The organism is Klebsiella sp. KTE92, assembly GCF_000398905.1.
Classification (GTDB): domain Bacteria; phylum Pseudomonadota; class Gammaproteobacteria; order Enterobacterales; family Enterobacteriaceae; genus Klebsiella; species Klebsiella variicola.
This window is the reverse complement of record NZ_KB976100.1, coordinates 3,407,407-3,431,887: the sequence shown is the minus strand read 5'-3', so window position 1 is coordinate 3,431,887 and position 24,481 is coordinate 3,407,407. Positions and strand designations below refer to the sequence as shown.

The window sequence follows — 24,481 nt, the reverse complement described above, 5'->3', positions numbered from 1 at the left end:
GAGAGGGCGAAAGTGTGAAGCGCTGCGTAATTTTTAAAACAACTTTTCATAAAATTTGAAAGTTTGTTTTCCAGGTAGTAGAGTGCAGTCAACGCCAATGACATTCTGCGGGCAGGCCCGCACAGCATTCAGGAGAGTAAACCATGAAGATTGCACTGATGATGGAGAACAGCCAGGCGAACAAAAACGCCATCATCCTTAAGGAGCTTAGCGCCGTTGCTGACGAAAAAGGATTCCCGGTGTTCAACGTCGGCATGAGCGATGAGCACGATCATCATCTGACCTACATTCACCTCGGGATCATGGCCAGCATCCTGCTGAATTCGAAAGCGGTCGACTTCGTGGTCACCGGCTGCGGTACCGGTCAGGGGGCGCTGATGTCGCTGAATATTCACCCGGGCGTGGTCTGCGGCTACTGTATCGATCCGGCGGACGCGTTCCTGTTTGCTCAGATCAACAATGGTAATGCGCTGTCCCTACCGTTTGCCAAAGGTTTCGGCTGGGGCGCGGAGCTGAATGTACGCTTTATCTTTGAAAAAGCGTTTACCGGCCGCAACGGCGAAGGTTATCCGCCGGAGCGCAAAGAGCCGCAGGTGCGAAATGCCGGGATCCTCAACCAGGTTAAAGCGGCAGTGGTAAAAGAAAACTATCTCGACACCCTGCGCGCCATCGATCCGGAGCTGGTGAAAACCGCGGTATCCGGCCCACGCTTCCAGCAGTGCTTCTTCGAAAACTGTCAGGATAAAGCCATCGAAGCCTTCGTTCGCCAGATCGTCGGTTAACAGTCATCAGGGCCAGCGCCGCTGGCCCTTCCATCATTATTTCTTCTTCTCCGACACGCTGCTGCCGGCCGTTTTGGCCAGATGCAGGCTGTCGATCATCCCTACCAGACAGATCACCGCGATAAAGACAAACGACAGACGAAAGCTGATCCCCGGCAGCGTGGAAAGGTGCAGCCAGTCGCCGACCTGCTCGCCCAGGCGAATGCCAATCGCCCCGAGCGTGATCCCCAGCCCCACCGCCAGCTGCGACGCGGTACTGAACAGCGTATTGGCATCACTCATCTGCGCGGCGGGGACATCGGCAAAGGCCAGCGTGCTTACGCCCGTAAACTGGATCGAGCGAAATACCCCGCCGAGATAAAGGATTAACATGATGGCCCAGACCGGCGTCTGCGGCGTGAGCAGCGCACAGGCCAGCAGTGAACAGACGTTCAGTGCACCGTTGATCAACAGCAGTCGGCGAAAGCCCAGCCAGCGGATCAGCGGCGTGGTGGCGGGTTTGATGGTCAAATTGCCGACAAACACCGCCAGCACCAGCAGGCCGGAGTGGAAGGGATCCATGCCGAACCCTACCTGAAACAGCAGCGGCAGCAGAAAGGGGACCGCGCTGATGGAGGAGCGGAACAGCGAGCCGCCATACATCGTCACCCGGAACGTTGGCACCTGCAGGGCGTCGAGACGAACCATGGGCGCCGTCGCCCGGCGGAAGTGGCGTATAGCATATGTCAGACAGCCGAAGCCAAGCACGGCGAGAGCCAGCGTCGGCCAGATCTGCGGCTGGCGATCGCCGAGCCGTTCCATCGCGGTGACCAGACTGACCATCGCGACTGCGGTGGTGATAAAGCCGGTGAGATCGAAGGAGCGCCGTTCCGTTTCGCGAATATCAGGGATAATGCGCAGCGCAAGGATGATGGCTGCGAGGCCCAGCGGGACATTGATAAAGAAGATCCAGTGCCAGCTGGCGTAGCGGGTGATAAAGCCGCCCAAAGGCGGGCCGATAATGGGGGCCACCAGCGCCGGCCAGGTGAGGGTAGCGATGGCTTTGATCAGCAGGTGTTTCGGCGTGGTTCGCAGTACCGCCAGGCGACCGACAGGGACCATCAGCGCGCCTCCGATCCCCTGCAGGATACGCATGGCGACAAAAGTATGCACCTCGGTGGAGAGGCCGCAGAAGACCGAGGCAAGGGTAAAGATCGCCAGGGCGAGGGTAAAAATAGCGCGGGCGCCGAAGCGATCGGCGATCCAACCGCTGGCCGGGATCAGTACCGCGAGGGTGATCAGATAGGCGCTGATGCCGATATTCAGCTCGACCGCGGTGACGCCAAAATCTTTCGCCATATCGGGCAGCGCGGTGGCGATCACCGTCCCGTCGAGAAACTCCATAAAAAAAGCACCGGCCACCAGCAGCGCAGGCGCTGAAAAAGCACGTTCGTCTCTGGAAGAGATCGCGGTATTCATGTTGTCACTGCCATCAAGAATGTGAGCCTGAGCAAAGCGGCAGGAGAAGTTCCGCCAGCCAGTAGGGTAGATAAAAAAACCTGCGACGGCAGGTTTTTTTATCTGTGAAAATTTAGGGTACTATTACGCTCCTGAAAAAAGGAGTAATTAATGTCTCAACATCTTACCGAACACGATGAGCTGGTTTCCGATGTGGTTGCTTGCCAGCTGGTTATCAAACAGATCCTTGATGTCATTGACGTCATTGCGCCCGTGGAAGTGCGTGAAAAAATGACTACTCAGCTGAAAGCTATCGACTTCGCCAGCCATCCGGCCTCTGCCGATCCGGTGACCCTTCGCGCGGTGCAAAAAGCGATCGCATTGATTGAGCTGAAGTTTACCCCGCAGGAAGAGACGCATTAATAACAGGCCTCGCCGTTTACCGGCGGGGCCTTCTTCTTTAATGGGAAACGACGGTCTGCGCAGGCGCAGGGGCAGCATCTTTGAACAATTTGCTGTTGCCCCAACACTCTTCGTAGCGATGACCGACCAGATCCTCCACGATAACTCGTACATCCGGCGCGATATCGCTGATTTTTCCGCCCGCTTTGATCCGCGCGACTTCCTGCAGCACCACCAGATGAGCTTTACGATCCAGCTTCATCTGCTTGCTGAAGACGATGGCGGCCAACGCTAACGCGATCACCCCGACGCAGAATACCACCGCGATAGCGGTCACCGCGCTTTCCGGTTGGCTGTGCGCTTTTGACTGGAAACCGTAGAAGCTCAGGATCGCCCCCATCGAGAACACCACAATCGAGCGCAGAATTTTCCCTGAGAAGGTCATGGCGCCGGCATAGATCCCTTCCCGACGGCGTCCGGTGTAGATCTCATCGACATCGGCCAGGAAGGTGTAAACGGTCCAGGGAATGTAGTAAACCCCGCCGGTACCCAGGCCGAACAGTACGGTAATGCCGAACATCAGCACCGTCGCCAGGCCTGACGGCAGATGGAAGAACCACAGCGAGGTATACAGCAGGACCGCGAAAATCACGATCCCCAGCGCCAGAATATAGGGTTTACTGAAGCCTTTTTTTACGCACAGGCCGATAAACAGCGCTGTAGAGATCAGTTGCAGAATCGAGTTCAGGCTATTCAGTCCGGCGACCATCGCCGGGTCGTGCTGAAGAACGAATATCACGAAATAGGTAAAGATGGAGGCAAACAGCCATTCAGCGCCAAACCCGCACAGGTACATACCAAGATGTTTGCGGAATACGCGCAGATAAAAGGTGGAACGCATGTCTTTTGCCAGCGACAGCAGGGTGCTCAGCAGCCCTTTCCTGGCGCTGGTTTCTATCTCTTCCTCGCGCTTTCGTTCCCAGCTGCAAAGCCACAGGCAGGAAATCGCGACGATGAGGATAACGCCGTAGGTCAGACCGGTGAGGAAGAAAGGGGTGGCAGAATCTTTGCCATACAGCAGAATGAACTGTCCGGGAATAAACGCCGCAAGGAAGTTGGCTAGCTTGCCGAAAATGGCTTTATAGCCGGTCAGTTTTGAGCGCAGCGAGAAATCATCGGTCATCTCTGTCGCCAGCGTTTCATAAGGCACCATGATAGAGGTGTAGATGATCTCAAACACCACATAGGTGCAGAGGTAGTACCAGAAACTCAGGCCTTCCACCCACAGCAGCGGGTAGAACATCATCAAGGGGATGCCGATCAGCAGAAAGAAACGCCGGCGGCCAAAGCGCTTGCCTAAGCGCGTTTTGCCAAAGTTATCGGTGAGATAGCCCATCAGCGGGTTGCTGATAGCATCGATGATGCTGGCGACGGAGAAGATAAATGAGGCCTCGATCAGCGTCAGGCCGCAAAAAGTCGTATAAAAATAGAGCAGCCAGGCGCCGCTTATCGCCAGCGCGCCACTCCCCAACAGATTACCACCGCCGTAAGCTAACTGATGGCGTAACAAGATCGGTCTTCCCTGCAGCCCTTCAGGGGCTGAAGCCGTATATCTAGCCATAAAAAAATAAACCTCGTGTTTTATATTTTTGAAACACTGTTTTTATATTTCTTTGTGGCTTGATAAAAAGTGACCGCGCTCACTAATCCCTGAGAAGGGGTAACGGTGACGAGGGAATGCGATCGCGTTAAAACTTTTTTATTCTATTGGGGAATAAATGAGGTGGAAAAATTGACATAACTGATTTAAAGCGAGAGACGGGGCAGCGTGGGCACGCTCCCCCTGACAGAGCGAAAATGACTGACTAATGCGGCTTCCGTGGTTCTCCGACCAATGCCATCAGACGCCGATCGGTCTGCTCCATTCCGAGACCAGCTTTATCGGCATTGCGGATTTCCTCAAGCACGCTTTGCAACAGCAGACCATCCTGTTGCTGCTCTTCCGCCAGCAGCGTCAGAAATCGCCAGGTGTTGTCGTCGCTTTGTGCCCTGGCTTCTTCGGCAAGACCGCTCAGCATACTGCTTCGCTGTTGGTAATCGTTCAGGGTTTGGGTAAACAGATCTTCCAGCGAGGTGCATTCGGGATTACAGGCGCGGTCGGGATTCACTATCGGCCAGCTGCCGGCTTTTTTCAGATAGTCAAATACGCGCATGGTGAGGGTAATGCTGCTTTGCGCGCGGGTGCGCAAAAATGTCGCGGCGCCGTCGAAGCGATGCCGGGCACACCACTCGCTTAAGTTCAGGTAAACGTTAGAGGCGTGAAACTCAAGATTCATCTGGGTGTTTAGCTTTTGTGCCATTCCTGGAACTGCCATAAAAAAATATCCTTATTAACCGGGAAGGGGTTACTGATGCGTGTCGACAGATCCTGCGGATAACCACAAGATAAAATAGTGACACGCGGCACTGTTGCAGAATAATAAAACTCTACACATTCCGTATGAGTCGGGTATTTTTTCCATTTGCCGACGATTTAAGAATACTCGCTCAACGGAATTAAGAAAACTCTCAATCGCGGTAATTTACGTTTTGTTACACCATTATTTTTAGAGGGTATCTGGACTGAAATCATGTGCCGTTGGCCGGGGCTTGCTGGCATCGCGTTAGTGATAAGTTATAGGTATTTGACTACGAAATTTGTCGTAGAACAGAGCGGAATAAGTTATTTCAAGCGTAATGTTTCTGGCTAATGATCATTATTTTTATTTTTTGTTGCAGGCTTTTATTTGAAGCGGAATATTTTTTCAATTCGGTATTAATTACGGAAAAGATCCGTTTTTTCGCGATATTAAGCGGTCCCGGTCGCCCGGCGATACGGGGCTGTTGTCACTTAAGAGGCACAGAGGCGAGCGCCCTTTACGAGGCCGGCAATCGCCGGGGATAACAGCGCTGTAACCCTCTGTTAAACATCCTCTGACATCACAAGGATAAGTCTGCTGGTGGTATAGATGATCCTGCTATAGCCCGGTAAAATTGTATGACAATTGTGTCATTTTTTATGTCATTTTTTGCTAAATGTATGCACGCAATTACTGTAATTCCGCGATGTGATAATGCTCTCGTATGGAGAAATAATTTCCGGGTATTACTACTCTAACAACGGCAGTGGGGAATGCGATTTTTCTAATGCCTTGTTTTGATGCCGATAAAATTGTTAATTCCGATTTTTCCCTACATGAAAGCGAATTAAAGCTGGAGTTTACCATGCACAAATTTACTAAAGCGCTGGCGGCCATTGGTCTCGCTGCGGTTATGTCACAATCAGCTATGGCGGAAAATTTGAAACTGGGTTTTCTGGTGAAGCAGCCGGAAGAGCCATGGTTCCAGACTGAGTGGAAATTTGCTGATAAAGCAGGAAAAGATTTAGGGTTTGACGTCATTAAAATTGCGGTTCCGGATGGTGAGAAAACCCTCAACGCAATCGACAGCCTGGCAGCCAGCGGCGCGAAGGGCTTTGTCATCTGTACCCCCGATCCCAAGCTCGGGTCGGCGATTGTCGCCAAAGCGCGCGGCTATGACATGAAGGTCATTACCGTCGATGACCAGTTCGTCAATGCGAAAGGCAAACCGATGGAGAGCGTACCGCTGGTGATGATGGCGGCCAGCGAAATCGGCGCCCGCCAGGGGCAGGAACTCTATAAAGAGATGCAAAAACGCGGCTGGGATGTTAAAGACACCGCGGTGATGGCTATCACCGCCGATGAGCTGGACACCGCCCGTCGTCGCACCACCGGCTCCATCGATGCCCTGAAGGCAGCCGGCTTCCCGGACGCGCAAATCTACCGCGTGCCGACAAAATCTAACGATATCCCGGGGGCGTTTGACGCCGGTAACTCCATGCTGGTCCAGCACCCGCAGGTGAAACACTGGCTGATCGTGGGGATGAACGACAACACCGTGCTCGGCGGCGTGCGTGCCACTGAAGGCCAGGGCTTTAAAGCACCGGATGTGATTGGCATCGGCATCAACGGTGTGGATGCGGTCAACGAACTGTCGAAGGCGCAACCGACCGGCTTCTATGGTTCCCTGCTGCCAAGCCCGGATATTCATGGCTATAAAACCAGCGAAATGCTCTACAACTGGGTCACTAAGGGCGTTGAGCCGCCGAAGTTCACGGCGGTGACCGATGTGGTGCTGATTACCCGCGATAACTTCAAAGAAGAGCTGGCGAAAAAAGGGCTGTAACAGCCCGGTTGAACTGGCCCCCGCCGCGGCGGGGGCTGAGTGCTGAAGAGCGGAGTCGTTATGCAACAGTCTACCCCTTATCTCTCATTTCGCGGCATCACCATGACGTTCCCTGGCGTAAAGGCTTTGTCCGATATCAGTTTTGACTGCTACCCCGGACAGATCCACGCGCTGATGGGTGAAAATGGCGCAGGCAAATCGACGCTGCTGAAAATTCTCAGCGGCAACTATATTCCGACCGCTGGCCACCTGCAGATCGGCGGCCAGCAGATGGCGTTCAGCAATACCATGGAGGCGCTGAACGCCGGCGTGGCGATTATCTACCAGGAGCTGCATCTGATCCCGGAGATGACCGTCGCCGAAAATATCTATCTTGGCCAGCTACCGCACAGAGGCGGTATCGTCAACCGATCGTTGCTCAACTATGAGGCCCGCCTGCAGCTGGAACATCTGGGGCTGGATATCGATCCGGAGACGCCGCTGAAGTATCTCTCTATAGGCCAGTGGCAGATGGTGGAGATTGCCAAAGCGCTGGCGCGCAATGCCAAGATCATCGCTTTCGATGAACCGACCAGTTCGCTCTCCGCCCGCGAGATAGACAATCTGTTTCGCGTTATCCGCGAACTGCGGGAGGAGGGGCGAGTCATCATCTATGTTTCGCACCGGATGGAAGAAATTTTTGCCCTCAGCGATGCCATCACCGTCTTTAAGGATGGCCGCTATGTCTGCACTTTTGACGATATGCCGAGCGTCAGTCATGACGCCCTGGTTCAGGCGATGGTGGGGCGCAATCTGGGCGATATATACGGCTGGAAACCTCGCCCCTATGGCGAAGAGCGGCTGCGTCTGGAGGAGGTCAAAGCACCGGGCGTGCGTACGCCGGTCAGCCTCTCGGTACGCAGTGGCGAAATCGTCGGCCTGTTCGGGCTGGTGGGCGCCGGGCGCAGCGAACTGATGAAAGGCTTATTTGGCGGCACCCGGATCACCGGCGGTCAGGTGTATATCGATGGCCAGCCCGTCGACATTCGTAAACCGGCCCAGGCCATCCAGGCCGGGATGATGCTGTGCCCGGAAGATCGCAAAGCAGAGGGGATTATTCCGGTTCACTCCGTACGCGACAATATCAATATCAGCGCCCGGCGCAAGCATATTCACGCTGGCTGCCTGATCAACAACGCCTGGGAGGCAGACAATGCCGATCAGCATATCCAGTCGCTGAACATTAAAACGCCTGGCCCGGAACAGCTGATCATGAACCTGTCGGGCGGCAACCAGCAGAAAGCGATCCTTGGCCGCTGGCTGTCGGAAGAGATGAAGGTGATCCTGCTCGATGAGCCCACCCGCGGCATCGACGTCGGCGCCAAACATGAAATTTACAACGTGATATATGGCCTCGCCGCCTCAGGTGTTGCCGTGGTGTTTGCCTCCAGCGACCTGCCGGAAGTGCTGGGCGTCGCTGACCGCATCGTGGTGATGCGCGAGGGGCAAATCGCCGGCGAACTGCTGCATGACGAAGCCAATGAACAGCAGGCGTTAAGCCTTGCGATGCCAAAAGTGAGTCAGGCTGTCGCCTGAGTAAGGAGTAAATGATGTCATCTGTGACTACGTCTGGCGCTACCCGCTCTGCCTTTAGCTTTGCCCGCATTTGGGATCAGTTTGGCATGCTGGTGGTGTTTGCTGTGCTGTTTATCGGCTGCGTAATTTTTGTGCCCAACTTTGCCTCATTCGTCAATATGAAGGGGCTGGGGCTGGCGATCTCGATGTCCGGAATGGTGGCCTGCGGCATGCTCTTCTGCCTGGCCTCCGGCGATTTTGACCTGTCGGTGGCGTCGGTTATCGCCTGTGCCGGGGTCACTACCGCAGTGGTGATTAACCTGAGCGAAAGCCTGTGGCTGGGGATTGCCGCCGGCCTGCTGCTGGGCGCGGTCAGTGGTCTGGTCAACGGCTTTGTCATTGCGCGCCTGAAGATTAACGCCCTGATCACCACCCTCGCGACGATGCAAATCGTCCGGGGCCTGGCCTACATTATCTCCGACGGGAAAGCGGTGGGGATCGAAGATGAGCGCTTCTTCACTCTCGGCTACGCCAACTGGTTTGGTCTGCCGGCGCCAATCTGGCTGACGGTCGCCTGCCTGGTGGTTTTCGGATTATTACTAAACAAAACCACCTTTGGCCGTAATACGCTGGCTATTGGCGGCAATGAAGAGGCGGCGCGTCTGGCCGGGGTCCCGGTGGTGCGCACCAAGATTATTATCTTTGTGCTCTCCGGTCTGGTATCGGCCGCCGCGGGGATCATTCTGGCGTCGCGGATGACCAGCGGCCAGCCGATGACCTCCATTGGCTATGAGCTGATTGTTATTTCAGCCTGCGTGCTGGGCGGGGTATCGCTGAAGGGCGGGATCGGCAAGATCTCCTACGTGGTCGCCGGGATCCTGATCCTCGGGACCGTGGAGAACGCGATGAACCTGCTGAACATCTCGCCTTTCTCACAATACGTCGTGCGCGGTGTGATCCTGCTGGCGGCGGTGATTTTTGACCGCTACAAACAAAAAGCCAAACGCGCGGCCTGATTTCAGGCATAACTTTTAAGTCTACAGAGTAATTACCGCCAGCGCCCGTTTCGCTGGCGGTAACTATCAAAAATGGCGAGGTTGGTCACACTGTCTATACTTACATGGCTAACATATAATTAACAACCAGCTTCGGCTGGCCATGATAAGGAGGAAACAGGGTGGATAACCAGATATCTGTACCGCCTGCGCTAACCGGAAACTACGCTTTTTTCTTTGACCTCGACGGTACTCTTGCCGATATCCAACCGCACCCCGATCAGGTGGTGATACCCGACAACACGCTGCAGGCGCTCAACGCGCTGGCCCAGCAGCAGGGTGGGGCGGTGGCATTGATTTCAGGGCGCTCAATGGCTGAACTTGACGCGCTAACCCATCCCTGGCGGCTACCGCTGGCCGGCGTTCACGGGGCAGAACGCCGTGATATCAATGGTAAAACCTATATCGTTTCTCTGCCGTCGGCGCTGCGCGATGAAATCGCGACTGAGCTGACCTCGGCGCTGCAGGGGCTCCCCGGCTGCGAGCTGGAGAGTAAGGAGATGGCCTTCGCGCTGCACTACCGCCAGGCTCCGCAGCAGCAGAGCGCAGTACTGGAGCTGGCTCAGCGCATCGTTCAGCGCTACCCGCTGCTGGCACTGCAGCTGGGTAAATGTGTGGTGGAGATTAAACCCCGCGGAGTGAACAAAGGGGAGGCGATCAGCGCCTTCATGCAGGAGGCGCCGTTTGCCGGCCGCGAACCGGTTTTTGTCGGCGATGATTTGACCGATGAGGCGGGATTTAGCGTGGTTAATCAACTGCAGGGAATGTCGGTAAAAGTCGGCGCCGGGGAAACTCAGGCGCACTGGCGGTTGGCGGATGCCGCCGCTGTAAGGACGTGGTTGCAACATTTGGCGTATGACGCGCAAACCGAAAGGAGGGATGACCATGAGTCGTTTAGTCGTAGTCTCTAACCGTATCGCCTTACCGGACGATAAAAAATCGAGCGCTGGCGGTCTGGCCGTCGGCATCCTGGGGGCACTGAAAGCGGCGGGGGGTCTGTGGTTTGGCTGGAGCGGCGAAATTGGCGATGACCAGCAGCCGCTGAAGCAGGTCTCCCGCGGAAATATCTCCTGGGCGTCGTTCAACCTGAATGAACGGGACCATGATGAATATTACAACCAGTTTTCCAACGCCGTGCTGTGGCCGGCCTTCCACTATCGTCTTGACCTGGTCAGCTTCCAGCGCGAAGCCTGGGAGGGATATCTGCGGGTCAACGCGATGCTGGCCGACAAGCTTCTGCCGCTGATCGAGCCAGACGATACGCTGTGGATCCATGATTACCATCTGCTGCCGTTCGCCAGTGAACTGCGTAAGCGCGGAGTGAACAACCGGATCGGCTTTTTTTTGCATATTCCATTCCCGACGCCGGAGATTTTTAACGCGCTACCGCCGCATGCCGAGCTGCTGGAGCAACTGTGCGATTACGATCTGCTGGGCTTCCAGACCGAAAGCGACAGAACCGCCTTTCTTGACAGCATTGCCATGCAGACCCGGCTCTCCGATCTCGGGGACAAACGCTATCAGGCATGGGGTAAGGCGTTCAGTACCGAGGTTTATCCGATTGGGATCGATCCGGACGAAATTACGCGCAACGCCAAAGGCCCGCTGCCGCCGAAGCTGGCCCAGCTGAAGAATGAGCTGAAAAATGTGAAGAATATCTTCTCCGTGGAGCGGCTTGACTACTCGAAAGGGTTGCCGGAGCGATTCCTCGCCTATGAGACGCTGCTTGAGAAGTACCCTCAACATCATGGCAAGATCCGTTATACCCAGATCGCGCCCACTTCCCGTGGCGATGTACAGGCCTATCAGGATATTCGTCACCAGCTGGAAACGGCAGCCGGACGCATCAATGGCCAGTTTGGCCAGCTTGGCTGGACCCCGCTCTACTACCTGAACCAGCATTTTGACCGTAAGCTGCTGATGAAGGTCTTCCGCTACTCTGACGTCGGGCTGGTGACGCCGCTGCGTGATGGCATGAACCTGGTGGCGAAAGAATACGTCGCAGCGCAGGATCCGGATAACCCCGGGGTGCTGGTCCTGTCGCAGTTTGCCGGGGCGGCGCAGGAGCTGACCAGCGCGCTGATCGTCAACCCTTACGATCGCGATGAGGTTGCCACCGCGCTGGATCGTGCTCTCAGCATGCCGCTGCCGGAACGTATCGCCCGTCATTCCGCGATGCTGGACGTGATCAGAGAGAATGATATTCATAACTGGCAGGCGCGTTTTGTCGACGATCTGCAGCATATTTCGCCGCGCAGCGAGGAGAGCCGCCTGCGGGGGAAGATAGCCACCTTCCCTAAACTGGCCTAGTTCAGGAAAAGGGCTAACCGGCGTTAGCCCTTTTCAAGGGAAACCAGCAGAACATCGACGCCGCTACTGCCGACGATATTTTTCGCCGAGCAGGTGGCGCGCGAGAAAAGCGAGTGGTTGTGATTGCCGCAGATCACCAGATCAACCTTGTGCGACTGGCAAAAGTCTTTGACATGGTGACCCAGTTCGCCGCAGGCGATGGTCATTTTTTCTATCGGATAGTCCGCCTGACGTGCCAGCTCATTGAGAAACTCCCGCGTTTCTTCCTGCATCAGCTCACGCAGATTTTCCATCATCGGTGCGGCGAACTGGTTATACATTTCCGGATCCGTGGCGAAGGTAATAAAGCTCACTTTCGCGTTAACGGGGCGGGCAATCGACACCGCTTTTTTAATTAATATCTGACTCTCCGGCGTTGGCGCGACGGCAACCAGCAGATGTGAATAAGGCATCTGGTCTCCTTGAGATACGCGGAATAACCCTTCTTTCTTTACTCCTGTTTCCCCAGCGGCGCAAGGGTTGCTCCCGTGATTTGCGACGCTCTTCGCCAGTCCGTGTTTTCCTCACAAGATCACATAAATGAACCTACCTTTTTATTTAAAAGAAATGCTGTTTTATAAATGAGTGAAGTAGAGGCATCGTCTCTTTGTCATTTTGCCACCGGCAGTTGTTCCGTGGCAAAAACACAAAGGTAACGTCGTTTCACTGCTTTTAGTGTAGCCAGGTACCCACTCCCTTCCGGTGGCAAATCCGGAACGATTGTCGGCGTTCTTTTAATAAAAGACACAGGATCACGGCGATGAAAACACGAAAAATTGGACTGGCTAACTACCTGGCCTACGGCGCGGGCGATTTTCTCGGCGCCGGCACGACAGCACTAACTGCCGCATGGCTACTCTACTTTTACACGACCTTCTGCGGACTGACCCCAATTGAGGCCACGCTTATTTTTGCTGCTGCCCGCGTGCTGGATGCGGTGGTGAGCCCGCTGATGGGCTTTCTCACCGATAACTTCGGCACCACCTGGCTCGGAAAGCGCTTCGGCCGCAGAAAATTCTTTATTCTGCTCGGCATTCCGTGCGTATTCAGCTATTCAGCGATGTGGGTCGGCGAGATGGGCTTCTGGTACTACCTCGTCACCTATCTGCTGTTTGATATGGTTTACACCATGATTCTGGTGCCCTACGAAACGCTGGTGCCAGAGATGACCGATGACTTTAAACAGAAAACCAAATTTTCCGGCGCGCGCATCTCGATGGCGCAAATGTCGGCGATTTTAGCCTCCTTTCTGCCGGGGATCCTCCTCACCTGGCTCGGGAAAGACAATGCCAGCTCATTCTTTTATGCCAGTCTGGTGTTCTCGGTCCTGTGCGCGGTGATGCTGACCTTCGTCTGGTGCTTCACGTGGGAACGGCCGCGTGAGGCGTGGTCAGAGGCGGCGCTGCGGGCGGAAGCGGAAAAACAAAACTTAACCCTCGCTCAGAGCCTCAATCGCCTGGTGATTGAGCTAAGCTCCACGCTGCGGATAAAAATTTTCCGCCAGCACCTCGGCATGTATCTGGGGGGCTATATCGCCCAGGACGTCTTCAATGCCGTGTTTACCTACTACGTGGTCTTTGTCCTGATGCAGGAAGCCTCTGTCGCCTCGAATCTGCTCGGGACGATGGCCATCTTCCAGTTTATTGCGGTGATCGCCATGATCCCGTTGTGCATTCGCTTTGGCCCCGCGCCGTCCTACCGCATGGTGGTGGTCCTGTTTGGCCTGAGCTCGCTCTCGTATGCGCTGCTCTATTACGCCGGACTGAGCGACGTCTATTCCTTACTGCTGCTCATCTCTGCTGTCGCCGGACTGGGACGCGGCGGGATTAACTACGTACCGTGGAATACCTACACCTATATTGCCGACGTCGACGAGGCGATCACCGGCCAGCGCCGCGAAGGAATTTTTGCCGGCATCATGACGCTGACCCGCAAAGCCTCGCAGGCGGGGGCGGTCATGCTGGTGGGTATCATCATGCAGCTGTCGGGGTTTGTCTCCGGGCAAAAAATACAACCGCCAGGGGTGAGTCATACCATTTTGCTGATCCTCAGCGTCGGCACTCTGGTGGTGTTAGCCTGCGGCTTCCTCGTCTCGCTACGCTTCAAGCTCAACCTGCACACCCACAGCATCCTGCGCAGTGAAACCCTCAGAATGCGCGATCTCGGCAGTGCCCAGCCGGAACAGACCATTGCGGAACACCGCGCGGTGGTCGAAATGCTGGCGGGGATGCCTTACGACTGCCTGTGGGGCAATAACAATATTGGCTATCTGAATCGTCATAAACCTGCTGCCCCGGGGCTCACCCAGGGCGGCGCTTTAAATTCGACATACACCCGAGGTTAATAACATGAAAGTTTGGCCGGTCAAACATAGCCCATTACTGTGTCAGCCTGAGCGTTTTATCGCCCGCAGCGAACTGCAGGCACTGATCCGCAACGTGACGCAAAACCTGGTGAACATTAAGGATGAGAGCGGGCAATTTTTACTGCGCCTCGATGACGGGCGCGTGATCGATACCAAAGGCTGGGCCGGCTGGGAGTGGACCCACGGGGTTGGGCTGTACGGCATCTATCAGTATTATCAGCAAACCGGCGATATCGAGATGCGCGATATCATCGACCGCTGGTTTGCCGACCGCTTCGCCGAGGGGGCAACGACCAAAAACGTCAATACGATGGCCCCGTTCCTGACCCTGGCATACCGCTTTGAAGAGACCGGCCGGATGGCGTATCTGCCGTGGCTGGAGAGCTGGGCGGAGTGGGCGATGCATGAGATGCCGCGCACCGAGCAGGGCGGCATGCAGCACATGACCCTGGCGGAGGAGAACCATCAGCAAATGTGGGATGACACGCTGATGATGACCGTGCTGCCGTTAGCCAAAATTGGCAAGCTGCTTCACCGCCCACAGTATGTGGAGGAGGCGACCTACCAGTTCCTGCTCCATGTGCAGAACCTGATGGACCGGGAGACCGGGCTGTGGTTTCACGGCTGGAACTATGAGGGACGGCACAACTTTGCCCGGGCGCGCTGGGCGCGGGGCAACAGCTGGCTCACCATGGTGATCCCGGATTTTCTGGAGCTGGTGGATCTCCCCGAGGGGAACGCGGTACGGCGTTATCTGATGACGGTACTCGACGCACAGATTGCCGCCTTAGCAAAATGCCAGGACGACAGCGGCCTGTGGCATACCCTGCTGGACGATCCGCACTCTTATCCTGAGGCCTCCGCGACCGCCGGCTTTGCCTACGGCATTCTCAAAGCGGTGCGCAAGCGTTACGTCGGGCAGCACTATGCCGGGGTGGCTGAAAAAGCGATTCGCGGGATTGTGCAGAATATTTCGCCGCAGGGGGAGCTGCTGCAGACCTCGTTTGGCACCGGAATGGGGGCAGACCTTGATTTTTATCGCCAGATCCCGCTTACCTCGATGCCCTATGGCCAGGCGATGGCGATCCTTTGTCTGACGGAGTATCTGCGCAAGTATTTCTGAGCAGGGGCCCCGCTGACGGGGCGCCGAATAAAACTAACCCGGCTTTCGCCGGGTTGTTTGTTACATACGCTCTACGGTTTCGATACCCAGGGTATCGAGACCCAGCTTGAGGGTTTTCGCCGTCAGCAGCGCCAGCTTCAGGCGGCTGTTGCGGGTCTCTTCGCTTTCCGCGCTGAGGATCGGGCAATGCTCGTAGAAGCCGGAGAATAGCCCCGCCAGATCGTACAGGTAGGCGCACATCACGTGCGGCGTCCCTTCGCGAGCGACCACGGAGAGGGTCTCTTCAAACTGCAGCAGGCGCGCGGCCAGCTGGGCTTCGCGATCTTCGGCGATGACCACCGGCGCGTCGTTCATCGCGTTTTCGTCGATGCCGGCTTTGCGGAAGACGGAGAGCACGCGGGTATAGGCATACTGCATATACGGCGCGGTGTTGCCTTCGAACGCCAGCATATTATCCCAGTCAAAAACGTAATCGGTGGTGCGGTTTTTCGACAGATCGGCATATTTCACCGCGCCGATACCGACCACTTTCGCCAGATTTTCCAGCTCGTCAGCCGACATGTCCGGGTTCTTCTCCGCTACCAGGCGACGGGCGCGCTCCAGCGCTTCGTCCAGCAGATCGGCCAGCTTCACGGTACCGCCGGCGCGGGTTTTAAACGGCTTGCCGTCTTTCCCCAGCATCATACCGAACATATGGTGCTCCAGCGGCACAGAGTCCGGCACGTAGCCTGCTTTACGCACGATGGTCCACGCCTGCATCAGGTGCTGGTGCTGACGAGAGTCGATGTAATAGAGCACGCGGTCGGCGTGCAGCGTTTCATAGCGATACTTTGCGCAGGCGATATCGGTGGTGGTGTAAAGGTAGCCGCCATCCTTTTTCTGGATGATGACGCCCATCGGTTCGCCTTCCTTGTTTTTGTACTCATCAAGGAACACCACGGTGGCGCCTTCGCTCTCGACGGCCAGCCCTTTGGCTTTCAGATCGGCGACGATCCCCGGCAGCATCGGGTTGTACAGGCTCTCACCCATTACGTCATCGCGGGTCAGCGTCACATTCAGGCGATCGTAGGTGATCTGGTTTTGCGACATGGTGATGTCGACCAGCTTACGCCACATCTGCAGGAAGTACTGATCGCCGCCCTGCAGTTTAACCACGTAGCTACGTGCGCGCTCGGCGAAGGCTTCGTCTTCGTCGTAGTGCTTTTTCGCTTCGCGATAGAAACCCTCGAGGTCGGCCAGGGCCATCTCACCGGCGTTTTCCTGCTGCTGTTTTTCCAGATACGCGATCAGCATACCGAACTGGGTGCCCCAGTCGCCGACGTGGTTGGCGCGGATCACCTTATGACCCAGGAACTCCAGGGTACGGACTGAAGCATCGCCAATGATGGTCGAACGCAGATGGCCAACGTGCATCTCTTTCGCTACGTTGGGTGCCGAGTAGTCGACGACGATAGTCTGCGCCTGCGGTTTCGTGACGCCCAGGCGCTCAGACTGCAGTGCGCGGTTGACGTTGTCCGCCAGAAAAGCAGGATCGAGGAAAATATTGATAAAGCCCGGCCCGGCGATTTCAACCTTGTTGGCAATGCCGTTGAGGTCAAGATGAGACAGTACCTGCTCTGCAAGTTGTCGCGGCGCCATGCCCAGTTTTTTGGCGACAGCCATCACGCCGTTGGCCTGATAGTCACCGAACTGAACTTTTGCTGACTGGCGGACCTGAGGTTCGCAATCGGCAGGCGCGCCTGCCGCGATCAGGGCCTGGCTGACTTTTTCTGAGAGAAGAGCCTGAATATTCACCGGAATACCTTACGTGTAATGCGCCTGCCCCCGAGGGAGGCAGCGCCATAATGTGGACAAATTAGGGCGGGAGTATACTGCATTTGTCCCCGTCCGTCAGCATTGCGCGCGGCGCGGCGGCGTGCGCAATCCATCGCCGTTCAGTTGCCCATCAGCAGGGCGGCGGTTGGTCCGCAGACCGAAACACGGTAAATTACCTTTTCATTACTGACGAGCATCATTGACGAGCAAACCCATGGCAAACTGGCAGCAAATTGAACAACTGGCCGATATTACGGCGGATCTCCCGCGATTTTCCGATGCGCTTCAGCGCTTCACTGCGCGACTGGGACTGGAGATCGCCGGGCTCGACGCCGACCATATCTCCCTGCGCTGTCATCAGAATACCACTGCGGAACGCTGGCGCCGCGGTCTGGAACAGTGCGGAACCCTGCTGTCGGAGAATATGATCAACGGCCGGCCCATTTGCCTGTTCAAGCTGGCGGAGCCGGTCTGCGTGGCGCACTGGCGCTTCCATATCATTGAGCTGCCGTGGCCGGGTGAAAAGCGTTATCCCCATGAAGGATGGGAGCATATTGAAATTGTCCTGCCTGGCGATCCGGCAACCTTAAATGCCCGCGCGCTGGCGCTGCTGGCCGATGATGGACTCAGCCAGCCGGGGATCGTCGTCAAAACCAGCTCGCCGAAAGGGCAGCATGAGCGTCTGCCGAATCCCACCCTGGCGGTGACCGACGGCAGCGTGACGGTGAAATTTCATCCGTGGTCGATTGAACAAATCGTCGCCAGCGAGCAAGCTGATACGTAACAGTGTGAAGCCGCGCGGCGTCTGCCGCGTGAAATCATGACATGCTGCAAAGGTTGTCTGGATCAGGGAGAGAGGAATGGCGGTACTGGAAGTGTGTTGCTACAGCATGGCGTGCGCTCGGGAGGCTGAGCGCTGCGGCGCCGATCGTATTGAACTCTGCGCCGCGCCGCAGGAAGGGGGATTAACACCCTCTTATGGGGTGCTGGTCTCGGTCCGCGAGGCGATTACCCTCCCGGTGCATCCGATCGTTCGCCCGCGCGGCGGCGATTTCTGCTACACCGAAGAGGAGTTCGCCGCGATGCTTAGCGATATCTGCATGGTGCGGGAGCTCGGCTTTCCCGGGGTGGTGACCGGCGTACTGAATGCCGATGGCCAGGTCGATATCCCGCGGATGAAAAAAATAATGGCCGCGGCCGGGCCGCTGGCGGTGACCTTTCATCGCGCGTTCGATCTGTGTGCCGACCCGCGTCAGGCCTGGAAGACGCTGGGTGAGCTGGGGGTTAAACGTATCCTGACTTCCGGTCAGCAATCCTCGGCGGAGAAAGGTATTTCATTAATTACGGAACTTATTGCCGCAGGGGATACTCCAATCATTATGGCCGGTGCGGGAGTGCGCGCCGCGAACTTGCCGCTGTTGCTGCAGGCGGGGGTGAAAGAGGTTCATAGCTCTGCAGGCCAGTGGTTGCCATCGGAGATGCGCTTTCGTCATCCAGGCGTTTCGATGTCAGCCGATCCCGATGCGGACGAATACAGGCGCTACGCCGTCAATGGCGAAGCGGTGGCGGAGATGAAAGGGATTATCTCCGCCTGGAGAAGTTAAATGGTTTTTTGCTGCACATCATGTCGCCCAATATGATGATTGCCCGTACCAGGCCCCTGCCCATTAAACAGGGGCCTTTTTTTATCTCGCTTTTTTTGCCAGCGACTGCTGCGTTTCCGGTTTGGTGGCGATAATCACCGCGCGCAGCGGAGCCGGATACCCCTCCACGGTTTTGCGCTGATCCTGCGGGTCGAGGAAATCGGCCAGCGATTCACTGGTCATCCATTCGGTGCGCCGCTGCTCATCGGTCGAGGTGACGCAGGCATCGACGATGCGCACATCGATAAACCCGCACTTCTCCAGCCACATTTTCAGGGCCGCCGCCGAGGGAATAAAATAGACGTTGCGCATCTGCGCATAGCGGTCGCCCGGAACCAGCACCGTATTTTCATCCCCTTCGACCACCAGCGTCTCCAGCACCAGCTCGCCTCCCGGCGCCAGCTGATCTTTCAGCTGCCACAGATGGTCCAGCGGCGAGCGGCGGTGGTAGAGCACGCCCATCGAGAACACGGTGTCGAAGGCCTCCAGCGCCGGCAGCTGCTCGATGCCCAGCGGCAGGAGATGCGCCCGCTGGTCGTTGCCGAGCAGCTTACGCACCGCTTCAAACTGGCACAGGAACAGCTGGGTGGGATCGATGCCGACCGCCAGATGCGCGCCGGCGCCGATCATTCGCCACATGTGATAGCCGCTGCCGCAGCCCACGTCGAGGATAGTCCGCCCGGTAAGATCGGACAGGTGCGGCAGGACGCGCTCCCATTTCCAGTCGGAACGCCATTCGGTATCGATATTAATGCCGTACAGCGAATAAGGCCCTTTGCGCCACGGCATCAGGTTTTTAAGCAGGTTTTCTACCCGCAGCTGATGACCTTCGCTGAGCGGCGTTTCGCTCTCGGCGGTGACGCTGTGCAGGAGATCCAGACGCCACGGCGTTAATTCCGGAAGAAACTCAACGGCGCGCTCCCATTCGCGAAACTTGCCGTGCAGGGCCTCGCGCTGCCAGGCGGCTACCTGAGCTGGCAAGGTTTCCAGCCAGTGAGACAGCGGGCTTTTGGCGATCAGCTGATAGAAGTTACTGAAGTCGATCATGCCTGCTCCCCGGATTTTACTGCCACCAGCGAGCCAAAGTTAAAGCACTGAAACCACAGTTCGGCATGTTCAAACCCAGCCTGACGCAGGCGGGCTTTATGGGTTTCCACGGAGTCCGTCAGCATCACGTTTTCCAGCATGCTGCGTTTCTGGCTGATCTCCAGCTCGCTGTAGCCGTTCGCGCGTTTAAAATCATGATGCATATTGAACAGCAGCTCGCCGACGTGGGCGTCTTCGAAGCTGAATTTCTCCGAGAGCACCAGCGCGCCGCCCGGATTAAGCCCCTGATAGACTTTATTGAGGATCGCCTGGCGATCGCCCGGCTCAAGGAACTGAATGGTAAAGTTCAGGATCACCAGCGAGGCGTTTTCAATGGCCACATCGCGGATATCCCCTTCAATGACCTCGACCGGCGTCGGCGCTTTATAGGCGTCAATATGGCGACGGCAGCGCTCTACCATCGCGGGAGAGTTGTCGATGGCGATAATGCGACAGCCCGGATGACTAATATTGCGGCGCACAGAGAGGGTGGCGGCGCCCAGCGAACAGCCAAGATCGTAAACCTGGGTGTTGGGCTGAACGAAGCGCTCGGCCAGCATGCCGATCATCGAGATGATATTGGAATAGCCGGGCACAGAGCGCTGGATCATATCCGGGAAGACTTCAGCAACCCGTTCATCAAAGGTCCAGTCGCCGAGGCTGGCAATCGGCGCGGAAAAAAGCGTATCGCGGTGAGACATAACGTTAAACCCGAAAAAACGAAAACGGCGTATTGTGCGCTAACGGAGGGAGAAAACCAACTCCCAGGGCATATACCAGAGGTTGGCCAGCACCATCAGCAACAAGGCGCACCAGGTGGCGCTCATGCCGGAGCGGCGCCAGTGGTAGACGCGGTGATGAAAACCCCAGGAGTGCATCAGTCGCCCGACAATCAATAAAATGCCGCAAACGTGCACCATCCAGGTCTGGGCGCCGTTCATCTCCATAAATAACAGCAAAATGAGGCCAATCGGCACATATTCGACGGCATTACCGTGAACGCGGATGGCGACCTGAAGCTCGCTAAAGCCGCCGTCACCGTAGCCTACATGGTATTGGGTGCGTAACCGCACCACGTCGAACGAGAACTTCACTAACAATAACGCACCTAAAACGGCATACAGCGCGCTGACCATACGAAAACTCCCTTTAACTCTGGCAGATGGCTCCGATTATGATAGCAGGATATCAGAAAAGGGAGGATTGCTGCGGAATCGACGGCGCATTTCCTGCCGCCGGCAGGGCGGTGCGCAGATCGCTCCACAGCGTATCGACCAGCGTCGGCGCGTAAGCAATGTCTGGGGTATGCAGGAACAGCCACGGGGTGCCAGACTGATGCCACTTCGGCAGGGTCTGCAGCCAGACGCGAAACAGTTCCCGATTGTGGGCCATATCGTCACCGCCGATAAAGCGCACCATCGGCTGCCGGGCGGTCATCACCGCATGTACCGGCACTTTGGGTTTCTTTTTCTGCGCGTCGATCATCGCCGGACTGGTGGCCGCAGCGCTGTGGACCGGGCGGCTGTCGAGGATCACACGGTTAACGTTGCGCTCGTGCAGCCCGCGGTTGAGCTGCTGTTCCGCTTCGCCTTTGGCGAAGAATTCGGGGTGACGAACCTCGACGCCGTAGGTGAAATCCTTCGGCAGCCCGTCGAGAAAATGCCATAGCGCGGGAAGATCGCGAGGACCGAACGTCGCCGGCAGCTGCAGCCAGTACTGGCCGATGCGCGAGGCCAGCGGCGCCAGGCGGGCAAAAAATTCACTGCTTAAATCGTCGCAATGACGCAGAGCGGCCTGGTGCGAGATGGTGGCCGGGAATTTAAAGCAGAAGCGGAAGTCATCATGGGTTTGTTCATACCAGCGGGTGACTATCTCCGGCTTCGGCAGCGCATACAGGGTAGTGTTGCCCTCCACGCAGTTAAAGTGGCGGGCGTACTCTTCAAGGCTGGTGATGCCAAGGCGCACCCATTTCGGGTGCGACCACTGGGGAAGCCCAATATAAATCATAGCGCGGCGAGGATCTCCTCGGTGCTGCGCACCCGACCGATGCGCGGGAAAATATGCGTCATGCTGCCCTGATGCTGCTCGGCGGAGGCGGCGCTGCAGGCATCTTCGGCGATGACCAGGTTAAAACCCAGCTCCCAGGCGTTGCGGGCGGTGGATTCGACGCCGATGTTGGTGGAGATACCGCAGAGAATAATGGTGTCGATACCGCGGCGGCGCAGCTGAAGCTCAAGGTCGGTGCCATAGAACGCGCCCCACTGGCGTTTGGTCACTTCGATATCGCTCTCCTGCTTACCCAGCGTGGCCGGGTAGGTCCACCAGTTTTCAGGCAGCGTATGCGCCCCGGCCTGAGCGTCGACAGGCTGTTTCAGCGCTTCGGCGAAATCGGACGACCAGCCGACGCGGACCATGATGACCGGTGAACCCTGTTGTCGACACTTGTCTGCCAGGCGAGCGGCGCGCGCCACCACCTCGTCAGCCCGATGTGGTCCGCCGGCGAAAGGCAGAATGCCTTCCTGCAGATCGATCACCACCAGCGCCGTTTTTTTTGCATTGAGTTCTAACATGGTATCCCCGTATCTTCTTCTGTTGTCAGGCGGCTACAATACCTGCGCGGCTTCAGCAAAAGGGTAACAAATATTGTTAATTTATGTGAGTGTAGACGTTAAGCGCGCAGCAAAGCAGCGTACATCGTGCGTCGGACTTATCGAACGACAGAATTTCCAGTATAATAGCCGCCTTTTTTCATTCAGTTGTGACATCAGCTAAAGCTGCGACCTCGTCGCCTGCAGGGCAGACGACAATCCGCCGACGGCTAAGTTAAGGGATATCTCATGCGTACAGAATATTGCGGACAGCTTCGACAGTCCCACGTTGGGCAGCAGGTGACTCTGTGTGGTTGGGTCAACCGCCGTCGCGATCTCGGTAGCCTCATTTTTATCGATATGCGCGACCGCGAAGGCATCGTTCAGGTGTTTTTCGACCCGGATCGTGCGGATGCGTTGAAATTAGCCTCTGAACTGCGTAATGAGTTCTGCATTCAGGTCACTGGCACCGTCCGCGCGCGTGAAGAGAAAAACATCAACGCGGACATGGCCACCGGCGCCATCGAAGTGCTGGCCTCCGATCTGACGATTATTAACCGTTCAGAATCGCTGCCGCTGGACTCCAATCACGTCAACACCGAAGAAGCGCGTCTGAAATACCGCTACCTCGACCTGCGTCGTCCGGAAATGGCGCAGCGTCTGAAAACCCGCGCGAAAATCACCAGCTTTGTGCGCCGCTTTATGGACGACCATGGCTTCCTCGACATCGAAACTCCGATGCTGACCAAAGCCACCCCGGAAGGCGCTCGCGATTACCTCGTGCCTTCCCGCGTGCATAAAGGCAAATTCTACGCGCTGCCGCAGTCCCCGCAGCTGTTCAAACAGCTGCTGATGATGTCCGGGTTCGATCGCTATTATCAGATCGTTAAATGTTTCCGCGATGAAGACCTGCGTGCCGACCGTCAGCCTGAATTTACCCAGATCGACGTGGAAACCTCCTTTATGACCGCGCCGCAGGTGCGTGAGATCATGGAAGCAATGGTGCGTCAGCTGTGGCTGGAAATTAAAGGCGTCGACCTGGGTGATTTCCCGATCATGACCTTCGCCGAAGCCGAACGTCGTTATGGCTCCGATAAACCGGATCTGCGTAACCCGATGGAGCTGGTGGACGTCGCCGACCTGCTGAAGTCCGTCGAATTCGCGGTCTTTGCCGGCCCGGCCAACGATCCGAAAGGGCGCGTGGCGGCCCTGCGCGTCCCGGGCGGTGCCTCTCTGACCCGCAAGCTGATTGACGAATACGGCAACTTTGTGAAGATCTACGGCGCGAAGGGGCTGGCCTATATTAAAGTGACCGAGCGTGCGAAAGGCATGGACGGGATCAACAGCCCGGTGGCGAAATTCCTCACCGCTGAGATCGTGGAAGCGATCCTCGAACGCACCGGCGCGCAGGACGGCGATATGATCTTCTTCGGCGCCGACAACAAGAAAGTGGTGGCGGACGCGCTGGGCGCGCTGCGTCTGAAGCTCGGTAAAGACCTGAGCCTGACTGACGAGAGCAAATGGGCGCCGCTGTGGGTGATCGACTTCCCGATGTTCGAAGACGACGGCGAAGGCGGCCTGACGGCGATGCACCATCCGTTCACTTCGCCAAAAGATATGACCGCGAACGAGCTGAAAGCTGCGCCGGAAGAGGCCGTAGCGAACGCCTATGATATGGTCATTAACGGTTATGAAGTCGGCGGCGGTTCTGTACGTATTCACCGTGGCGACATGCAGCAGACCGTATTTGGTATTCTGGGCATTAATGAACAAGAGCAGCGTGAAAAATTCGGCTTCCTGCTGGATGCGCTGAAATACGGTACGCCGCCGCACGCGGGTCTGGCGTTCGGTCTTGACCGTCTGACCATGCTGCTGACCGGTACCGATAACATCCGCGACGTTATCGCCTTCCCGAAAACCACCGCCGCGGCCTGTCTGATGACCGAAGCGCCAAGCTTCGCCAATCCGGCTGCGCTCGGTGAACTGGGTATTCAGGTTGTGGAGAAAGAGGCGAAAGCGTCTCTGGAGAACAAGTAA

The 24,481-nt window shown here is 56.6% G+C and carries 22 protein-coding genes and 1 pseudogene; 13 read left to right on the top strand and 10 right to left on the bottom strand.

Annotated elements, in window-relative coordinates:
• Nucleotides 1-143 precede the first annotated feature (143 nt).
• Nucleotides 144-782 carry an RpiB/LacA/LacB family sugar-phosphate isomerase gene (locus A1WC_RS09320; protein ID WP_012967669.1) on the top strand — a complete coding sequence of 213 codons (639 nt, stop codon included), beginning with the start codon at nucleotides 144-146 and terminating at the stop codon, nucleotides 780-782.
• A 36-nt stretch (nucleotides 783-818) separates the two neighbouring features.
• Here the strand turns inward: A1WC_RS09320 and A1WC_RS09325 are convergent, their stop codons facing one another.
• Nucleotides 819-2,240, bottom strand: a complete 1,422-nt coding sequence (locus A1WC_RS09325) for an MFS transporter (RefSeq protein WP_012541236.1) — start codon at nucleotides 2,238-2,240, stop codon at nucleotides 819-821.
• A gap of 150 nt (nucleotides 2,241-2,390) precedes the next feature.
• On the opposite strand from A1WC_RS09325, the gene A1WC_RS09330 reads away from it, so the two are divergent.
• The gene (locus A1WC_RS09330; RefSeq protein ID WP_002911524.1) at nucleotides 2,391-2,642 is read left to right on the top strand and encodes a DUF2766 family protein; all 252 of its coding nucleotides are present in this window, start codon (nucleotides 2,391-2,393) and stop codon (nucleotides 2,640-2,642) included.
• A 37-nt stretch (nucleotides 2,643-2,679) separates the two neighbouring features.
• Here A1WC_RS09330 and A1WC_RS09335 read toward each other — a convergent pair whose 3' ends face one another.
• Nucleotides 2,680-4,191: an MFS transporter gene (locus A1WC_RS09335; RefSeq protein ID WP_012541237.1), complete on the bottom strand. Its 1,512-nt coding sequence runs from the start codon at nucleotides 4,189-4,191 to the stop codon at nucleotides 2,680-2,682.
• A 66-nt stretch (nucleotides 4,192-4,257) separates the two neighbouring features.
• On the opposite strand from A1WC_RS09335, the pseudogene A1WC_RS28545 reads away from it, so the two are divergent.
• Nucleotides 4,258-4,422, top strand: a pseudogene (locus A1WC_RS28545) (succinate dehydrogenase).
• A gap of 64 nt (nucleotides 4,423-4,486) precedes the next feature.
• Here the strand turns inward: A1WC_RS28545 and A1WC_RS09340 are convergent.
• Nucleotides 4,487-4,996 carry a non-heme ferritin-like protein gene (locus A1WC_RS09340; protein WP_012541238.1) on the bottom strand — a complete coding sequence of 170 codons (510 nt, stop codon included), beginning with the start codon at nucleotides 4,994-4,996 and terminating at the stop codon, nucleotides 4,487-4,489.
• 889 nt (nucleotides 4,997-5,885) lie between these two features.
• Here A1WC_RS09340 and A1WC_RS09345 point away from each other — a divergent pair.
• From A1WC_RS09345 to otsA, 5 genes are all read left to right on the top strand, one after another.
• Nucleotides 5,886-6,866: an arabinose ABC transporter substrate-binding protein gene (locus A1WC_RS09345; protein WP_002911518.1), complete on the top strand. Its 981-nt coding sequence runs from the start codon at nucleotides 5,886-5,888 to the stop codon at nucleotides 6,864-6,866.
• A 60-nt stretch (nucleotides 6,867-6,926) separates the two neighbouring features.
• Nucleotides 6,927-8,441: an L-arabinose ABC transporter ATP-binding protein AraG gene (gene araG / locus A1WC_RS09350; RefSeq protein WP_016161396.1), complete on the top strand. Its 1,515-nt coding sequence runs from the start codon at nucleotides 6,927-6,929 to the stop codon at nucleotides 8,439-8,441.
• A 14-nt stretch (nucleotides 8,442-8,455) separates the two neighbouring features.
• Entirely contained in the window at nucleotides 8,456-9,436 is a 981-nt protein-coding gene (gene araH / locus A1WC_RS09355; protein WP_004203438.1) for an L-arabinose ABC transporter permease AraH, read from the top strand.
• A gap of 161 nt (nucleotides 9,437-9,597) precedes the next feature.
• Nucleotides 9,598-10,386 (top strand): trehalose-phosphatase, encoded by a 789-nt coding sequence (otsB, locus tag A1WC_RS09360; protein ID WP_008804233.1) that lies wholly within the window; start codon nucleotides 9,598-9,600, stop codon nucleotides 10,384-10,386.
• Nucleotides 10,361-11,785, top strand: a complete 1,425-nt coding sequence (gene otsA, locus A1WC_RS09365) for an alpha,alpha-trehalose-phosphate synthase (RefSeq protein WP_012967674.1) — start codon at nucleotides 10,361-10,363, stop codon at nucleotides 11,783-11,785. The genes otsB and otsA overlap by 26 nt, the downstream gene beginning before the upstream one ends.
• 23 nt (nucleotides 11,786-11,808) lie before the next feature.
• Here otsA and uspC read toward each other — a convergent pair whose 3' ends face one another.
• The gene (uspC, locus tag A1WC_RS09370) at nucleotides 11,809-12,237 is read right to left on the bottom strand and encodes a universal stress protein UspC (protein ID WP_008804235.1); all 429 of its coding nucleotides are present in this window, start codon (nucleotides 12,235-12,237) and stop codon (nucleotides 11,809-11,811) included.
• Between the two features lie 347 nt (nucleotides 12,238-12,584).
• Between uspC and A1WC_RS09375 the strand changes: the two genes are divergently transcribed.
• Both A1WC_RS09375 and A1WC_RS09380 read left to right on the top strand, forming a co-directional pair.
• On the top strand, nucleotides 12,585-14,168 hold the full coding sequence (locus A1WC_RS09375; RefSeq protein ID WP_008804236.1) for an MFS transporter: 1,584 nt from the start codon (nucleotides 12,585-12,587) through the stop codon (nucleotides 14,166-14,168).
• A gap of 4 nt (nucleotides 14,169-14,172) precedes the next feature.
• The gene (locus A1WC_RS09380) at nucleotides 14,173-15,312 is read left to right on the top strand and encodes a glycoside hydrolase family 88/105 protein (protein WP_016161395.1); all 1,140 of its coding nucleotides are present in this window, start codon (nucleotides 14,173-14,175) and stop codon (nucleotides 15,310-15,312) included.
• Between the two features lie 60 nt (nucleotides 15,313-15,372).
• Here the strand turns inward: A1WC_RS09380 and argS are convergent, their stop codons facing one another.
• The gene (argS, locus tag A1WC_RS09385; protein ID WP_012541245.1) at nucleotides 15,373-17,106 is read right to left on the bottom strand and encodes an arginine--tRNA ligase; all 1,734 of its coding nucleotides are present in this window, start codon (nucleotides 17,104-17,106) and stop codon (nucleotides 15,373-15,375) included.
• A 235-nt stretch (nucleotides 17,107-17,341) separates the two neighbouring features.
• On the opposite strand from argS, the gene A1WC_RS09390 reads away from it, so the two are divergent.
• Together A1WC_RS09390 and cutC are read left to right on the top strand one after the other, a co-directional pair.
• A complete protein-coding gene (locus A1WC_RS09390) occupies nucleotides 17,342-17,911 on the top strand; it encodes a VOC family protein (RefSeq protein WP_008804239.1) in 570 nt (189 codons plus the stop codon).
• 76 nt (nucleotides 17,912-17,987) lie between these two features.
• Nucleotides 17,988-18,731, top strand: coding sequence for a copper homeostasis protein CutC (gene cutC / locus A1WC_RS09395; RefSeq protein WP_008804240.1), 744 nt, complete (start codon nucleotides 17,988-17,990; stop codon nucleotides 18,729-18,731).
• An 81-nt stretch (nucleotides 18,732-18,812) separates the two neighbouring features.
• Here cutC and cmoB read toward each other — a convergent pair whose 3' ends face one another.
• Genes cmoB through A1WC_RS09420 form a run of 5 tightly spaced genes read right to left on the bottom strand, consistent with a single transcriptional unit; the run spans nucleotide 18,813 to nucleotide 22,426 of the window.
• Complete coding sequence (gene cmoB, locus A1WC_RS09400) at nucleotides 18,813-19,817, bottom strand: tRNA 5-methoxyuridine(34)/uridine 5-oxyacetic acid(34) synthase CmoB (RefSeq protein ID WP_008804241.1); 1,005 nt, start codon at nucleotides 19,815-19,817, stop codon at nucleotides 18,813-18,815.
• Complete coding sequence (gene cmoA / locus A1WC_RS09405) at nucleotides 19,814-20,557, bottom strand: carboxy-S-adenosyl-L-methionine synthase CmoA (protein WP_008804242.1); 744 nt, start codon at nucleotides 20,555-20,557, stop codon at nucleotides 19,814-19,816. The genes cmoB and cmoA overlap by 4 nt, the downstream gene beginning before the upstream one ends.
• A gap of 39 nt (nucleotides 20,558-20,596) precedes the next feature.
• Complete coding sequence (locus A1WC_RS09410) at nucleotides 20,597-20,992, bottom strand: MAPEG family protein (RefSeq protein ID WP_008804243.1); 396 nt, start codon at nucleotides 20,990-20,992, stop codon at nucleotides 20,597-20,599.
• A 52-nt stretch (nucleotides 20,993-21,044) separates the two neighbouring features.
• A complete protein-coding gene (locus A1WC_RS09415; RefSeq protein WP_012967677.1) occupies nucleotides 21,045-21,863 on the bottom strand; it encodes a DUF72 domain-containing protein in 819 nt (272 codons plus the stop codon).
• Nucleotides 21,860-22,426 carry a hydrolase gene (locus A1WC_RS09420; RefSeq protein ID WP_012541248.1) on the bottom strand — a complete coding sequence of 189 codons (567 nt, stop codon included), beginning with the start codon at nucleotides 22,424-22,426 and terminating at the stop codon, nucleotides 21,860-21,862. Before A1WC_RS09420 ends, A1WC_RS09415 begins: the two co-directional genes overlap by 4 nt.
• 267 nt (nucleotides 22,427-22,693) lie before the next feature.
• Here A1WC_RS09420 and aspS point away from each other — a divergent pair, with 267 nt between their 5' ends.
• Nucleotides 22,694-24,481 carry an aspartate--tRNA ligase gene (gene aspS, locus A1WC_RS09425; RefSeq protein ID WP_008804246.1) on the top strand — a complete coding sequence of 596 codons (1,788 nt, stop codon included), beginning with the start codon at nucleotides 22,694-22,696 and terminating at the stop codon, nucleotides 24,479-24,481.